Origin of the sequence: Frigoribacterium sp. PhB116 (genome assembly GCF_004364285.1) — a bacterium.
Taxonomy (GTDB): Bacteria; Actinomycetota; Actinomycetes; order Actinomycetales; family Microbacteriaceae; genus Frigoribacterium.
This window is the reverse complement of record NZ_SOBE01000001.1, coordinates 399,903-414,034: the sequence shown is the minus strand read 5'-3', so window position 1 is coordinate 414,034 and position 14,132 is coordinate 399,903. Positions and strand designations below refer to the sequence as shown.

At 74.1% G+C, this 14,132-nt stretch carries 15 protein-coding genes; all 15 read left to right on the top strand.

Annotated features, from left to right (window positions below; translation table 11 throughout):
* Nucleotides 1–2 precede the first annotated feature (2 nt).
* Entirely contained in the window at nt 3–2,018 is a 2,016-nt protein-coding gene (locus tag EDF20_RS01860; protein WP_243833334.1) for a primosomal protein N', read from the top strand.
* Between the two features lie 14 nt (nt 2,019–2,032).
* The gene (locus tag EDF20_RS01855; RefSeq protein WP_133737536.1) at nt 2,033–3,037 is read left to right on the top strand and encodes a methionyl-tRNA formyltransferase; all 1,005 of its coding nucleotides are present in this window, start codon (nt 2,033–2,035) and stop codon (nt 3,035–3,037) included.
* Nucleotides 3,034–4,395 (top strand): transcription antitermination factor NusB, encoded by a 1,362-nt coding sequence (locus EDF20_RS01850; RefSeq protein WP_133737535.1) that lies wholly within the window; start codon nt 3,034–3,036, stop codon nt 4,393–4,395. The genes EDF20_RS01855 and EDF20_RS01850 overlap by 4 nt, the downstream gene beginning before the upstream one ends.
* An 85-nt stretch (nt 4,396–4,480) precedes the next feature.
* Nucleotides 4,481–5,146 (top strand): ribulose-phosphate 3-epimerase, encoded by a 666-nt coding sequence (rpe, locus tag EDF20_RS01845; protein WP_133737534.1) that lies wholly within the window; start codon nt 4,481–4,483, stop codon nt 5,144–5,146.
* Nucleotides 5,143–5,406: a phosphoribosyl-ATP diphosphatase gene (locus tag EDF20_RS01840; protein ID WP_123354635.1), complete on the top strand. Its 264-nt coding sequence runs from the start codon at nt 5,143–5,145 to the stop codon at nt 5,404–5,406. The genes rpe and EDF20_RS01840 overlap by 4 nt, the downstream gene beginning before the upstream one ends.
* 67 nt (nt 5,407–5,473) lie before the next feature.
* Nucleotides 5,474–6,313 carry an ATP phosphoribosyltransferase gene (hisG, locus tag EDF20_RS01835; protein WP_133737533.1) on the top strand — a complete coding sequence of 280 codons (840 nt, stop codon included), beginning with the start codon at nt 5,474–5,476 and terminating at the stop codon, nt 6,311–6,313.
* 2 nt (nt 6,314–6,315) lie between these two features.
* The gene (hisF, locus tag EDF20_RS01830; RefSeq protein ID WP_133737532.1) at nt 6,316–7,092 is read left to right on the top strand and encodes an imidazole glycerol phosphate synthase subunit HisF; all 777 of its coding nucleotides are present in this window, start codon (nt 6,316–6,318) and stop codon (nt 7,090–7,092) included.
* Nucleotides 7,093–7,106: 14 nt separating this feature from the next.
* Nucleotides 7,107–7,553 carry a phosphoribosyl-AMP cyclohydrolase gene (gene hisI / locus EDF20_RS01825; protein WP_133737531.1) on the top strand — a complete coding sequence of 149 codons (447 nt, stop codon included), beginning with the start codon at nt 7,107–7,109 and terminating at the stop codon, nt 7,551–7,553.
* Nucleotides 7,546–9,069, top strand: coding sequence for an anthranilate synthase component I (locus EDF20_RS01820; RefSeq protein WP_123545873.1), 1,524 nt, complete (start codon nt 7,546–7,548; stop codon nt 9,067–9,069). The genes hisI and EDF20_RS01820 overlap by 8 nt, the downstream gene beginning before the upstream one ends.
* Nucleotides 9,069–9,752 (top strand): Trp biosynthesis-associated membrane protein, encoded by a 684-nt coding sequence (locus EDF20_RS01815; protein ID WP_133737530.1) that lies wholly within the window; start codon nt 9,069–9,071, stop codon nt 9,750–9,752. The genes EDF20_RS01820 and EDF20_RS01815 overlap by 1 nt, the downstream gene beginning before the upstream one ends.
* A gap of 46 nt (nt 9,753–9,798) precedes the next feature.
* Nucleotides 9,799–10,047: a DUF6704 family protein gene (locus EDF20_RS01810; RefSeq protein ID WP_123547220.1), complete on the top strand. Its 249-nt coding sequence runs from the start codon at nt 9,799–9,801 to the stop codon at nt 10,045–10,047.
* A complete protein-coding gene (gene trpC / locus EDF20_RS01805; protein ID WP_133737529.1) occupies nt 10,048–10,821 on the top strand; it encodes an indole-3-glycerol phosphate synthase TrpC in 774 nt (257 codons plus the stop codon).
* 2 nt (nt 10,822–10,823) lie between these two features.
* On the top strand, nt 10,824–12,032 hold the full coding sequence (trpB, locus tag EDF20_RS01800) for a tryptophan synthase subunit beta (protein WP_133737528.1): 1,209 nt from the start codon (nt 10,824–10,826) through the stop codon (nt 12,030–12,032).
* A gap of 47 nt (nt 12,033–12,079) precedes the next feature.
* Entirely contained in the window at nt 12,080–12,847 is a 768-nt protein-coding gene (trpA, locus tag EDF20_RS01795) for a tryptophan synthase subunit alpha (protein WP_243833398.1), read from the top strand.
* A gap of 88 nt (nt 12,848–12,935) precedes the next feature.
* The gene (gene lgt / locus EDF20_RS01790) at nt 12,936–13,934 is read left to right on the top strand and encodes a prolipoprotein diacylglyceryl transferase (RefSeq protein ID WP_243833333.1); all 999 of its coding nucleotides are present in this window, start codon (nt 12,936–12,938) and stop codon (nt 13,932–13,934) included.
* Nucleotides 13,935–14,132: the final 198 nt, after the last annotated feature.

The following is a 14,132-nucleotide window of genomic DNA, read 5'->3' as shown; positions in this document are numbered from 1 at the left end:
CCGTGACCGTGCCCGTCGCGAGCGAGCGGCCGTCACCGCGCGCCGTGGCGCGGGTGCTGGTCGAGTCGCCGCTGCCGCAGCTCGACCGGCTCTTCGACTACGCCGTCCCGTCGCACCTGCGCGACGACGTCGTGCCCGGCATCCGCGTCAAGGTCCCGCTCCGGTCAGCCGGGCGCATCGCGGACGGGTTCGTCGTCGAGGTCGTCGAGTCGTCGGCGCACGGGGGCGAGCTGAGCGAGGTCGAGGCGATCGTCTCGACCGCTTCCGTCCTCGCGCCCGAGGTGTACGCCCTGGCCAGGGCCGTGGCCGACCGGGCGGGCGGCTCCGCGAGCGACGTGCTGCGCCTGGCCGTGCCGCCCCGCCAGGCGAGGGTCGAGAAGCAGGTGCTCGCGGCCGCGACGGCTTCCGCCGAGCTGGGCGAGACGGTCTCGCACCCCGTCGTCGTCGCCTCCGACGTGACCGGCTACGGCGCCGACCAGCTCGCGGGCATCGTCGCGGCCCGCGGCCGCGCCGCAGTCGACGCCGTGCCGCTGCTCGACGAGCTGCCCGACGGCTCGTGGGTCGGCCGGTGGGCCGTCACCGTCGCCCAGCTCGCGACGGTGGCCCTGGCCGCCGGCGAGAACGCGGTCGTCGCCGTGCCCGACCACCGGGACGAGGACCAGGTGCTGCGGGCCCTGGCCGCGCTGCTGCCCGCGGAGAGCGTGGTGCGGCTCGACTCGAAGCAGTCGAACGCCGACCGCTACCGCTCGGTGCTGCGGGCGAGGGGCGACCAGCCGCTCGTGCTCGTCGGCAACCGGTCCGTGCTCCTCGCGCCGTCGGCGCGCCTCGGCCTGATCGTCGTCTTCGACGACGGCGACCCCCTGATGGGCGAGCCGTTGAGCCCGTACGTGCACGCGCGGGACACCGCGCTGGTGCGGCAGTCCCAGCAGCAGACCGCGCTCGTGTTCCTCGGCCACGCGCGGAGCACCGACGTGCAGCGACTCGTCGAGATCGGCTTCCTGGCCGAGGTCCGCCCCGACCCCCGCTACCAGCCCCACGTCGTGCCCACATCCCAGCAGGCGGCCCAGGACGGCTTCGCCGCCCAGGCGCGGATCCCCTCGACGGCCTGGACGGAGGCGCGGGCCGCGGTCGAGCACGGGCCGGTGCTGGTGCAGGTTGCCCACCCCGGCTACTCGCCGCGCCTGGCCTGCACCGAGTGCGGAGACACAGCCCGGTGCACGCGCTGCGGCGGGCCGCTCGTCCAGCGGGCGCAGGGCGCCCAGCCGGCCTGCTCGTGGTGCGGCGCCCTCGCCGTCGGCTGGCGCTGCTCGACCTGCGAGGGCACGGCGATGAAGTCGGTCGGCACGGGCGCGTCCCGCACGGCCGACGAGCTCGGCAAGGCCTTCCCGGGGGTGCGCGTCATCGTGTCCGACGGCTCCCGCCTGGTGACGCACGTCGACTCCGAGCCCGCGATCGTCGTCGCGACGCGGGGGGCCGAGCCGATCGCGCCCGGCGGCTACCGCGCCGTCCTGCTGCTCGACGGCGAGAGGATGCTCGCGCGGGAGAGCCTCCGGGTCGCCGAGGACTGCCTCCGCTGGTGGGCCAACGCGGCCGCACTGGCGGCGCGCCGTGCGCCGATCGTGCTGGTCGGGGTCGGCGGGGTCATCGCCTCCTCGCTCGCGACGTGGGAACTCGCCCGGTACGCGTCCGGCGAGCTGGCCGACCGGCGGGAGCTGCGGTTCCCGCCGGCCGTCCGCGTCGCGACCGTCACGGGCGGCGTCGAGACCGTCGCCCGCGCCCTCGACGAGCTGCCCGAGGGCGTCCGCAAGGAGACCCTGGGGCCGGTCGACGTGCCCGACGCCGGCGTCCGCGCGATCGTGCGCTTCGACTACGCCAGCGGGCACGACGTCGCGCAGGTGCTGCGGTCCCAGGTGATCCGCGCCGCGACGGAGCGCCGCAAGGCGATCGGCTCCCGGCGCGGCCGGGGGCTGCCTACACTCAGGGTGCGGTTCGACGACGTCGAGCCGTTCACCGACTGACCTCCAGGAATCCCTTGCGCCTCGTCTTCGCCGGCAGCCCGTCGGCCGCCGTCCCGTCCCTGACCGCCCTCGCCGCGAGCGAGCACGAGGTGGTCGCCGTCGTCACCCGTGACGACACGCCCCAGGGCCGTCGCCGTGTCCTCACCGCGACCCCTGTCGCCCTCGAGGCCGAGCGCCTCGGGCTGCCGGTCGTCAAGACGCGGCGGATCACGGAGGAGGTGGCCGAGCGGATCACCGCCCTGGACGCCGACCTCGGGGTGGTGGTCGCCTTCGGCGCCCTGCTGCGCGAGCCCGTGCTGTCCGCGCCCCGGCTCGGCTGGGTCAACCTGCACTTCTCCCTGCTCCCGCGCTGGCGCGGGGCCGCCCCGGTGCAGCGCGCGCTGATGGCCGGCGACGAGAGCACGGGCGCCGTGGTGTTCCAGCTCGTGCCGGAGCTCGACGCCGGCGACCTGCTCGGCGCCCTCGAGCGACCCCTCGACGGCACCGAGACGGCCGGGGCGCTGCTCGACGAGCTCGCGGCGAGCGGCGCCGACCTCCTCGGCGACGTCGTCGACCGGCTCGCCGCGGGCACGGCCGAGCCTCTCGTCCAGGTGGGCGAGGTGACCCTCGCCCCCAAGCTCGTCCTCGACGACGGCGCGCTCGACCTCTCGCTCCCCGCCGGTCGCGTGCTCGACCGCTGGCGGGGCACGACGCCCGAGCCGGGCGCGCACCTGCCGCTCGGCGACGCCCGGCTCAAGGTGCTCGAGCTCCGTGCCGTGGACGCAGGCGCGGGCGCAGACGTCGACGCCGCGACAGCGGACGGTGAGCCTCTCGCACCGGGGCGGATCGCGCTCCGGGGCCGCCGCCTCCACGTGGGCACGGGCACCTCACCGCTCGAGCTGGTCCGCGTCCAGCCGCCCGGCAAGAAGCCGATGGCCGGGGCCGACTGGAGCCGCGGGCTGCCGTCGACCGACGACGTGCTGCTGACCACGAGCCCCGTGACGAGCACCACCACGACCGACGAGGAGGCCCCCGCGTGAGCCGCGTCCAGCCCGCCCGCCAGGTCGCCCTCGACGTGCTGCGTGCCGTCGCCGACGACGACGCCTACGCCAACCTGCTCCTGCCCGCTCGCATCGTCCGCGCCGGCCTCGACGCGCAGGACGCCGCCCTCGCGACCGAGCTGACCTACGGCACGCTCCGCATGTCGGGCTACTACGACCGCGTCGTCGCCCTCGCCGCCCGGCGCCCGGCCGATGCGATCGACCCGGCCCTGCTCGACGTGCTCCGACTCGGCGTGCACCAGCTGCTGTCGACGCGGGTGGCCGCGCACGCGGCGGTCGACGAGTCGGTCGAGCTCGCGCGCCAGGTCGGCAGCCGCGCCGGCACGGGCTTCGTCAACGGCGTCCTCCGGACGGTCGGCCGCTCGACCTCCGACGAGTGGCGCGAGCGCGTGCTCGCCGCCGCGACGAGCGACGACGACCGGCTCGCCGCCGAGTGGTCGCACCCGGTGTGGGTCATCCGAGCCCTGCGCCGCTCGCTCGCGGCGGAGGGCCGACAGGACGAGCTCGTCGACCTGCTCGCCGCGGACAACGTGCCGCCGCGGGTCAGCCTCGTCGCGCTGCCGGGGCTCGCCGAGCCGTCCGAGCTCGGCGGCGACGACGCCCTGCTCTCCCCCCTCGCGCGGGTCAGCGCCGGGGGAGACCCTGCCCAGCAGCCCGTCGTCCGGACGGGCCGGGCCCGTGTCCAGGACGAGGGCTCGCAGCTCGCCGCCCTGTTGCTGAGCCGGCACCACGACGCCTCGCCCGGCGAGCGCTGGCTCGACATGTGCGCGGGCCCCGGCGGCAAGGCCGCGCTGCTCGCCACCGAGGCGGCCAGGGTCGGTGCGCACCTCGTCGCCAACGAGCTCGTGCCGGCCCGCGTGGGGCTGGTCCGCCAGGCACTCGCGGCCGTCCCCGGAGACGTCGACGTCCGGGAGGGCGACGCCGTCCGCTTCGGCGTCGACGAGCCCGGCGGCTACCAGCGCATCCTGCTCGACGCGCCGTGCACCGGCCTCGGGGCCCTCCGCCGTCGTCCGGAGGCGCGCTGGCGCAAGCAGCCCGGCGACGTGGGCGAGCTCACCCGCCTCCAGGCCGACCTCCTCGCCAGCGCCCTCGACGCGCTCGCGCCGGGCGGCCTGCTCGCCTACGTCACCTGCTCGCCGCACCTCGCCGAGACCCGGGCGATCGTCGAGTCCGGGCTTCGTCGCCGCGACGACGTCGAGCTGCTCGACGGCCCCGAGGCCGTCGCCCGGGTCGCCGTGGGCGAGGTCGACCTCGCCTCCGGGCCCTACGTCCAGCTGTGGCCCCACCGCCAGGGCACGGACGCCATGTTCGTCGCCCTCGTGCAGAAGAAGGCCTGACGCAGGAGAGGGCCCGAGGCACGAGAGGGCCTGGGGCACGAGACGGCCTGGGGCCGAGGAGGCGCGTCGCCGGTAAGATCGTCCGGTGTCCGTTCGCATCAGCCCCAGCATCCTCTCGGCCGACTTCGCCAACCTCGAGCGCGACCTCGCCCGCATCTCCGACGCGGACCTCGTCCACGTCGACGTGATGGACGGGCACTTCGTGCCCAACCTGACACTCGGCCTGCCGGTCGTCGAGCGACTCCAGCAGGTCAGCCCGGTGCCGCTCGACGTTCACCTCATGGTCGAGGACGCCGATCGTTGGGCGCCGCGCTACGCGGAGCTCGGCGCCTTCTCGGTGACGTTCTCCGCCGAGGCCGCCGCCGACCCGGTGGCGACCGCGCGGGCGATCCGCAGCACCGGGGCGCGTGCGTCCGTCGCCGTCAAGCCCGGCACCGACCTCGAGCCCTACCTGCAGACCCTCGACGAGTGGGACATGATCCTGGTGATGACGGTCGAGCCGGGCTTCGGCGGGCAGTCGTTCATGCCCGAGACGATGCCCAAGCTGGCTCGCGCGCGCGAGGCGGTCCGCGCCTCCGGCCTGGACGTCTGGCTCGAGGTCGACGGCGGCATCGGGCTCGACACGATCGTGACGGCCGTCGAGAACGGCGCCGACACGGTCGTCGCCGGGTCGGCCGTCTACGGCGGCGAGCCCGCCGAGCGCATCGCCGCGCTGAGGGCGGCCGCGGCGACGGTAGCCTTGTCGTCGTGAAGTCCTTCGACCAGCTGTTCTCCGAGCTCAGCGACAAGGCCCGTGACCGTCCCGAGGGCAGCGGCACCGTCGCCGAGCTCGACGCCGGGGTCCACCAGATCGGCAAGAAGATCGTCGAGGAGGCGGCCGAGGTGTGGATGGCCGCCGAGTACGAAGGCGACGTCGCCACGGCTGAGGAGATCTCGCAGCTGATCTACCACGTGCAGGTGCTCATGATCGCCAAGGGCCTGACCCCCGACGACGTGTGGCGACATCTCTGAGCCCGTCCCCACCACCTCACGACGTGACGCCGCCGACCGGCGGCCCCAGAACGGACAGCTCACCACCATGCTCCGCGTAGCAGTGCCCAACAAGGGCTCCCTCAGCGAGACCGCCAGCCAGATGCTCCACGAGGCGGGCTACCAGGGTCGCCGCGACCCGAAGTCGCTCTACCAGGCCGACGAGCGCAACGGCGTCGAGTTCTTCTACCTCCGGCCCCGCGACATCGCGACCTACGTCGGCCAGGGTGCGCTCGACGTCGGCATCACCGGCCGCGACCTGCTGCTCGACTCCGGCTCGACCGCCGGCGAGATCGCGCCCCTCGACTTCGCCTCCTCGACCTTCCGCTTCGCCGGCCCGGCCGGTCGCTTCCGCGAGCTGGCCGACCTCGAGGGCCTCCGGGTCGCGACGAGCTACGTCGGCCTGGTCGGCGCGTTCCTCCGCGACGCCGGCGTCAAGGCCCAGCTCGTGGGCCTCGACGGGGCCGTCGAGAGCGCCGTCAAGCTCGGCGTGGCCGACGCGATCGCCGACGTCGTCGAGACGGGCACGACCCTCCGCGCCGCCGGACTCGAGGTCTTCGGGCCGGTCATCCTGCAGTCGACCGCCGTGCTGATCGCCTCCGACGCGCAGGCCGCGGGCATCGACGTGCTGCACCGCCGCCTCCAGGGCGTCCTCGTCGCGCGACGCTACGTGATGATGGACTACGACGTGCCGGTGTCGGCCCTCGACGCGGCGACCGCGGTGACGCCGGGCATGGAGTCGCCGACGGTGGCGCCCCTGCACGACGCCGACTGGGCCGCCGTCCGCGTGATGGTGCCGCGCGGCGACACCAACCAGGTGATGGACGCCCTGTACGACCTGGGCGCCCGGGCCATCCTCGTGAGCCCGATCCACGCCGCGAGGCTCTGACCGTGACGACCGCCGATCCGTCCCTCGCGGTCCGCGTGGTCCCCTGCCTCGACGTCGCCGCGGGGCGCGTCGTGAAGGGCGTCAACTTCCTCGACCTGCGCGACGCGGGCGACCCCGTCGAGCTCGCCCGCACCTACTACGAGCAGGGCGCCGACGAGATCACGTTCCTCGACGTCACCGCCACGGTCGACGACCGGGCCACCACCTACGACGTCGTGCGCGCGACGGCCGAGCAGGTCTTCATCCCGCTGACCGTCGGCGGGGGAGTCCGCTCGACCGACGACGTCGCGCGCCTCCAGGCGGCGGGCGCGGACAAGATCGGCGTCAACAGCGCGGCGATCGCCCGCCCGGCGCTCGTCGGCGAGATCGCCGACCGCTTCGGCGCGCAGTGCGTCGTGCTCTCCCTCGACGTCAAGCGATCGGCCCGCATGCCCTCCGGCTTCGTCGTGACGACGCATGGCGGCCGCACCGAGACCGACATCGACGCCGTGGCCTGGGCACGCGAGGCCATCGAGCGCGGCGCGGGCGAGCTGCTCGTCAACAGCATCGACGCCGACGGCACGAAGCAGGGCTTCGACCTCGAGCTCGTGGCCCTGATGCGGTCGAACAGCCGCGTCCCGGTCATCGCCTCCGGCGGGGCCGGTGCCCTCGAGCACTTCGCGCCCGCGGTGGCCGCCGGCGCCGACGCCGTCCTCGCCGCCTCCGTGTTCCACAACCGCGAGCTGACCGTCGGCGACGTGAAGCGCGAGCTGGCGGCCTCCGGCGCCGTCGTCCGATGACACCGGGAGTCCCCATGACCGACCAGACAGCGCCCGACCAGCCCCTCACCCGCGAGACCGTCGAGCCGGTCGTGGCGCGCGCCCGGTTCGACGCGAGCGGGCTGCTGCCCGCGATCATCCAGGACGCCGACTCGCGCGACGTGCTGATGATGGGCTGGATGGACGAGGAGGCGCTGCGCCGCACCCTGACCGAGGGCCGAGTGACCTTCTGGTCACGCTCGAGGCAGGAGTACTGGCGCAAGGGCGACACCTCGGGCCACGCCCAGTTCGTCCGGGCCGCCGCGCTCGACTGCGACGACGACGCCCTGCTCGTGACCGTCGAGCAGATCGGGGCCGCCTGCCACACGGGCGCTCACTCGTGCTTCGACGTCGACCCGCTCAGCCCGGCCACCGCCTCCTCGACCGACGCGGGCCCGGGCGGCGCGGACTCCGACTCCGCAGCGGAGGCCGACCGTGGCTGACCGCTCGTCCACCACGCGTGCGGGCTTCGACGCCTTGCTCGACGGCCACCGGGTGATCCCGGTGGTGCGCGACCTCTTCGCCGACGGCGAGACGCCGGTGGGCATCTACCGCAAGCTCGCCGCCGGCCGTCCCGGCACGTTCCTCCTCGAGTCCGCCGGACAGGGCGGCATCTGGTCGCGCTGGTCGTTCGTCGGCGTCTCGTCGTTCGGCGTCCTCACGACGCACGACGGCGAGGTGCGCTGGCTGGGCCACGGACTCGACACCGACCGTGCCCTCGGCGGTGCGACCGGTCGTCCGCTCGAGGTCCTCTCCGCCCTGCACGAGCGCTGGGCGACGCCGCGCATCCCCGACCTCCCGCCCCTCACGGGCGGCCTGGTCGGCTTCGTCGGCTGGGAGGCGGTCCGTGAGCTGGAGCACCTCCCCGACGTGCCCCCCGCCGACTTCACGGTCCCGTCGCAGGCGCTCAGCTTCGTCTCCGAGCTCGTCGCGCTCGACCACCGCACCGGCGCCGTGATGCTGATCGCGACGGTCCTCAACGACGGTGTGGACGACGCCGACGCGCTCTGGGCCGACGCCCAGGCGCGCCTCGACCGGCTGCAGACGGGCCTGGCGGCACCGAGCGACGCCTTCCTCTCCGACGTCGACCTGGGCGTCCAGCCCGCACCGGTCGACCGGACGCCGCGGGCGGACTACGCGGAGGCGATCGAGCGCTCGAAGCAGTTCATCGTCGACGGCGACGTGTTCCAGGTCGTCGTCTCGCAGCGCTTCGACCACGAGCTGTCCGCCGACGCCCTCGACGTCTACCGCGTGCTGCGCACCCTCAACCCGAGCCCGTACATGTACCTCGTCAGCCTCGAGGACGCCACGGGCGAGCCCTACCAGATCGTCGGCTCGTCGCCGGAGGCGCTGGTCAAGGTCGACGGACGACGCGCCTTCACCCACCCCATCGCCGGGTCGGCCCCCCGCGGAGCGACGCCGGAGGAGGACGGCGCGCACGCCGAGCGCCTGCTCGGCGACGAGAAGGAGCGGGCCGAGCACCTCATGCTAGTCGACCTTGCCCGCAACGACCTGCTCAAGGTCTGCACGCCCGGCACCGTCGAGGTGACCGAGTTCATGCAGGTCGAGCGCTTCAGCCACATCATGCACCTCGTCTCGAGCGTCGAGGGCGACCTCGCGCCCGGGCGGAACGCCATCGACGCCTTCCGCGCGACGTTCCCCGCCGGCACGCTCTCGGGCGCGCCGAAGCCGCGCGCCCTCGAGATCATCGACGAGCTCGAGCCGGCCCAGCGCGGCGTGTACGGCGGCGTGGTCGGCTACTTCGACTTCGCCGGCTCGGCAGACGTCGCGATCGCGATCCGCACGGTCCTCCTGCAGGGCGGCATCGCCCGCGTCCAGGCCGGTGCCGGCCTCGTCGCCGACAGCGACCCCGACGCCGAGGCACAGGAGGCGCGCAACAAGGCCGCGGCCCCCCTCCGTGCCGTCGCCGTGGCCAACGCCATGACGAGGCTCGGCTGATGGCGCCGCGACGGCTCAAGCTCGTCACGATCCTCGTCGGGGTCCTCCTCGCCGGCGTCGGCCTACTCACCTGGACGCAGCCGTGGTTCGGCGTCGTGGTCGAGTCGCCGCAAGGCGGGCAGCTCGACCTGACCGCGGCCGGCGACGTCGCCGGGTCGCCCGTGTCCGCGCTCTCCCTGGCCGCCCTGGCCCTCGTGGGCGCCCTCACGATCGCGGGGCGCGTCTTCCGGGTCGTCCTCGGGCTGCTGCAGGTCGCGCTCGGAGCCAGCATCGCCGTGACGGCGGGCACCGCGCTCTCCGACCCGGTCCGCGCCTCCGGCAGCGTCGTCACCGACGCGACCGGCGTCGACGGGCAGGACAGCCTGCGCGCGCTCGTCTCGTCGACATCGGCCACCCCGTGGCCCTGGCTCGCGCTCGTCGTCGGCGTACTCGCCGCGCTGCTCGGCGTGGCGATCGTCGTCACCTCGGGTGCCTGGCCGCAGGCCGGGCGCAAGTACACGGCCACCCGGCTCGTGCCCGCCGACCCCGCGAGCGACCCGAGCGCGACGTGGGACAGCCTCTCCGTCGGCGACGACCCCACCGACCCCGACGACCCGACCGACCTCGTCGCCCCCGACGAGCCGGCCGCGCCGGTCGACGACGCCGGGGCCCGTCCGGGCGCCGACGACCGACCTAGCCGGTAGACTCGCCCCGTACCGCACTGATCCGAGGAGCACCGTGAGCCAGCAGATGACGAAAGCCGCCGAGACCGAGACCGCCGACGACCTCGGCCACGGGAACTCCCCGGCGGCCTGGACGGCCGTCGTGATCATGCTGGTCGCCTTCTCGATCGGCACGGTCGCCTTCTTCTTCGCCGTCGTCTGGGTCGTCTGGGCCTCGGCCGCGCTGCTGCTCGTCGGTCTCGTCGTCGGCCTCGTGCTCAAACGCGCCGGCTACGGCGTCGGCGGCCACCGCTACGTGCCGAAGGCGCACAACTAGGTGCTCGACGACCTGTACGCGGGCGCTCTGGCCGATGCCGACGCCCGCCGCGAGTCCCTGCCCTTCGCCGCCGTCGAGGCCGCCGCGCTCGACCGTGCCCCCGCGCTCGACGCCCGGGCCGCCCTCGCTCCCGCAGCCGGGGTCAAGATCATCGCCGAGGTCAAGCGCGCGAGCCCCTCACGGGGCGACCTGCACGCGATCCCGGATCCCGCCTCCCTGGCCCTGTCGTACGCGACCGGGGGAGCGAGCGCCATCAGCGTCCTCACCGAGGGCCGCAAGTTCAAGGGGAGCCTGGCCGACCTCGAGGCCGTCCGCGCCGTCGTCGACGTGCCCGTGCTCCGCAAGGACTTCATCGCCGACCCGTACCAGGTGTTCGAGGCCCGCGCGGCCGGCGCCGACCTGGTGCTGCTCATCGTGGCCGGACTCGAGCAGGGCCGCCTGGTCGAGCTGCACGACCTCGTGCGCGAGCTCGGCATGACCGCCCTCGTCGAGACGCACTCGGCCGACGAGGTCGCTCGCGGCCTCGACGCCGGGGCCGAGGTGCTGGGCGTCAACGCGCGCGACCTCTCGACGTTCGAGCTCGACCCCGACCTGTTCGGCCGCCTGGCCGACTCCATCCCCGCCGGCGTCACCCGCGTCGCCGAGTCCGCCGTCATGTCGCCCGCCGGCGTGGCGCACTACCGTCGCGCCGGCGCCGACGTCGTGCTCGTGGGCGAGGCCCTCGTCACGCACGGCGACCCCGTCGACGCGCTCACCCGCTTCCTGGAGGTCTGACCGTGGCACTGCGAGACGAGACCGGGCCGTACTTCGGCTCCTTCGGCGGGCGCTTCGTCCCCGAGTCGCTGGTCGCGGCGCTGGACGAGCTCGACGCCGCCTACAAGGCCGCCGCCGTCGACCCCGAGTTCCAGGCCGAGCTGGCCGCGCTGCACGCGACGTACACCGGCCGCCCGTCCATCGTGACCGAGGTGCCCCGCTTCGCCGAGCATGCCGGGGGAGCGCGCATCCTCCTCAAGCGCGAAGACCTCAACCACACGGGCTCGCACAAGATCAACAACGTGCTCGGCCAGGCGCTCCTCGCCCGCAAGCTCGGCAAGACCCGCCTCATCGCCGAGACCGGGGCGGGCCAGCACGGCGTCGCCACGGCGACCGCCGCCGCCCTCTTCGGCATGTCCTGCGTCGTCTACATGGGCCAGGTCGACACCGAGCGCCAGGCGCTGAACGTCGCGCGCATGCGCCTGCTCGGCGCCGAGGTGGTCTCGGTCACGACGGGCTCGCGCACCCTGAAGGACGCGATCAACGACGCCATGCGCGACTGGGTCGCCAGCGTCGACACCACGCACTACGTCCTCGGCACGGTGGCGGGCCCGCACCCGTTCCCCGCCATGGTGCGCGACTTCCACAAGATCATCGGCGAAGAGGCCCGCGAGCAGGTGCTCGCCCTCACCGGCCGGCTGCCCGACGCCGTCACGGCGTGCGTCGGCGGCGGCTCCAACGCCATGGGCATCTTCCACGCGTTCCTCGACGACCCGTCGGTCGAGCTCTGGGGCTACGAGGCGGGCGGCGACGGCGTCGAGACGGGTCGCCACGCGGCCTCGATCACGCTGGGCCGCATCGGCAACCTCCAGGGCACGAAGTCGTACCTCATGCAGGACGAGGACGGCCAGACCCTCGAGAGCCACTCCATCTCGGCCGGCCTCGACTACCCGAGCGTCGGGCCGGAGCACGCCTGGCTCGCCGAGAGCGGTCGCGCGCACTACGAGCCCGTCACCGACGCCGAGGCGATGGCCGCGTTCAAGCTGCTCACGCAGACCGAGGGCATCCTCCCCGCCATCGAGACGGCGCACGCCCTCGCCGGCACCATCAAGCTCGGCCAGCGCCACCCCGACTGGACGATCCTGGTCTCGATGAGCGGCCGCGGCGACAAGGACGTCGCGACCGCGAGCCGCTACTTCGGCGTCCTCGACGAGGAGGCGCAGCAGCTGTGACCGACACCACCTCCGCCCCGCAGGCCGGCAGCAAGGTCGCGACGGCCATCCGTGCCCGCCGCGACGCGGGCACCGGCGCCCTGATCGGCTACCTGCCCGTCGGCTTCCCCGACCTCGCCACGAGCATCGAGGCCGCCGTCACCCTCGCCGAGAACGGCGTCGACGTCATCGAGCTGGGCCTGCCCTACTCCGATCCGGTCATGGACGGGCCCGTGATCCAGGCGGCGACGCAGCGGGCCCTGGCCGAGGGCTTCCGGGTCCGCGACGTGTTCACCGCCGTCCGCGAGATCACGTCGCGCACCGCCGCACCGGTGGTCGTCATGACCTACTGGAACCCGGTCGAGCAGTACGGCGTCCGGCGCTTCGCCGACGACCTGGCCGCCGCCGGGGGAGCAGGGCTCATCACGCCCGACCTCATCCCCGACGAGGCAACCGCCTGGCTCGAGGCCTCCGAGGCCACGGGCCTCGACCGCGTGTTCCTCGCCGCTCCGTCCTCGAGCGACGATCGCCTCCGCCAGTCGGTCGAGCGCAGCCGCGGCTTCGTCTACACGGTCTCGACGATGGGCATCACCGGCGCACGGACCGACGTCGACTCCGCGGCCCACACGCTCGTCGACCGGCTGCGCGCCGTGGGCGTCGAGCACGCCTGCGTCGGCCTCGGCATCTCGACCGCGCAGCAGGTCCGCGAGGTGCTCGAGTACGCCGACGGGGCCATCGTCGGCTCCGCGTTCGTCCGGGCCCTCGCCGACGGCGGCCTGCCCCGCCTCGCCGAGGTCGCCGCCGACCTGTCGTCCGGCGCCGCCGTCCGTCGCTGACGTCCGACGCCGACGACGGCCCGCGCTAGAGTCGTCCTCGCGTCGGCCCGCCGTCGTCCCGTAGTCCCCCCTGAAAGGCGCCCCGAACGTGTTCGTTCCCCTGAGCATCCCGAGCCCCTCCGTCGACTGGCAGTACTTCGACCTGACGAGCTGGATCAACTCGACGTTCGGCGCCGCCCTGCCCGGGTCCCTCCGCATCCACGCGTACGCGATCTGCATCCTCGTGGGCATCGTCGCAGCGGTCCTCCTCACGAACAAGCGCCTCACCGATCGTGGTGCCGAACGCTGGGTCGTCATCGACGTCGCGATCTTCGCCGTGCCGCTGGGGATCATCGGCGGTCGGTTCTTCCACGTCGTCACGCACCCCGCCGACTACTTCGCCGGTCAGGAGTGGTGGCGCGCCCTCGCCGTGTGGGAGGGCGGGCTCGCGATCTACGGCGCCCTGCTCTTCGGCGCCGTGGGCGTCTGGCTGGGCTGCCGCGCCTCCGGCCTGCGCTTCTCCGTCTTCGCGGACGCACTCGCACCCGGGCTGCTCGTCGCGCAGGCCTTCGGCCGCCTCGGCAACTGGTTCAACCACGAGCTCTTCGGCCTGCCGACCGACCTGCCCTGGGGCCTCGAGATCGAGTCGACCAACCCCGCCTACCCGGTGGGCCTGCCCGAGGGCACGCTGTTCCACCCGACCTTCCTCTACGAGATCATCTGGATGCTGGCCGGCGTCGCCGTCCTCCTGCTCATCGAGCGGAAGACGCCGATGCAGTGGGGCCGCGCCCTGGCGTTCTACCTCGTCTGGTACGGGATCGGCCGCTCGGTCTTCGAGTCCATCCGGACCGACCCGAGCCTCCTGTTCTTCGGCATCCGCACCAACGTCTGGATGTCCTTCGCCGCCATCGTCCTCGGCGTCGCCGTCTGGGTCGTCGCGAACCGTCGCCACGCCGGGCTGCTCCCCGGCCCGTACGTGCTCGGCCGCGCGCCGTCGGATCGTGCGGCTGAGGTAGACTCGCGCGACACGTACACGGAGGACGACGAACCCGAGTTGGTCACCGTGGCATCATCGGACGACAACACCGAGACCACGCCACGCTCCTGAGCCAGACGGGCACGGTCAGCACTCACGACCTGCCCCGCTCCCTCAGGGGCACCCTCCGCGACGAGCACCGCCTCACGGCTGCCACAAGCAGCCACGGGAAGTCACGCTGCGCCGCACCCGGGCCCGCCACCACCGCCCGGTCAGCACCTGCCGACGATGGACGCGTCCGCGCCGTCGTCTCGACGACGGGCCGACGAC

Excerpts from the sequence above, each read along its gene's own strand:
- EDF20_RS01810 (WP_123547220.1), top strand. The coding sequence starts at position 9,799 with ATGACGAAAGCCGCCGAGACCGAGACCGCCGACGACCTCGGCCACGGG.
- EDF20_RS01815 (WP_133737530.1), top strand. The coding sequence starts at position 9,069 with ATGGCGCCGCGACGGCTCAAGCTCGTCACGATCCTCGTCGGGGTCCTC.
- hisG (WP_133737533.1), top strand. The coding sequence starts at position 5,474 with ATGCTCCGCGTAGCAGTGCCCAACAAGGGCTCCCTCAGCGAGACCGCC.
- hisI (WP_133737531.1), top strand. The coding sequence starts at position 7,107 with ATGACCGACCAGACAGCGCCCGACCAGCCCCTCACCCGCGAGACCGTC.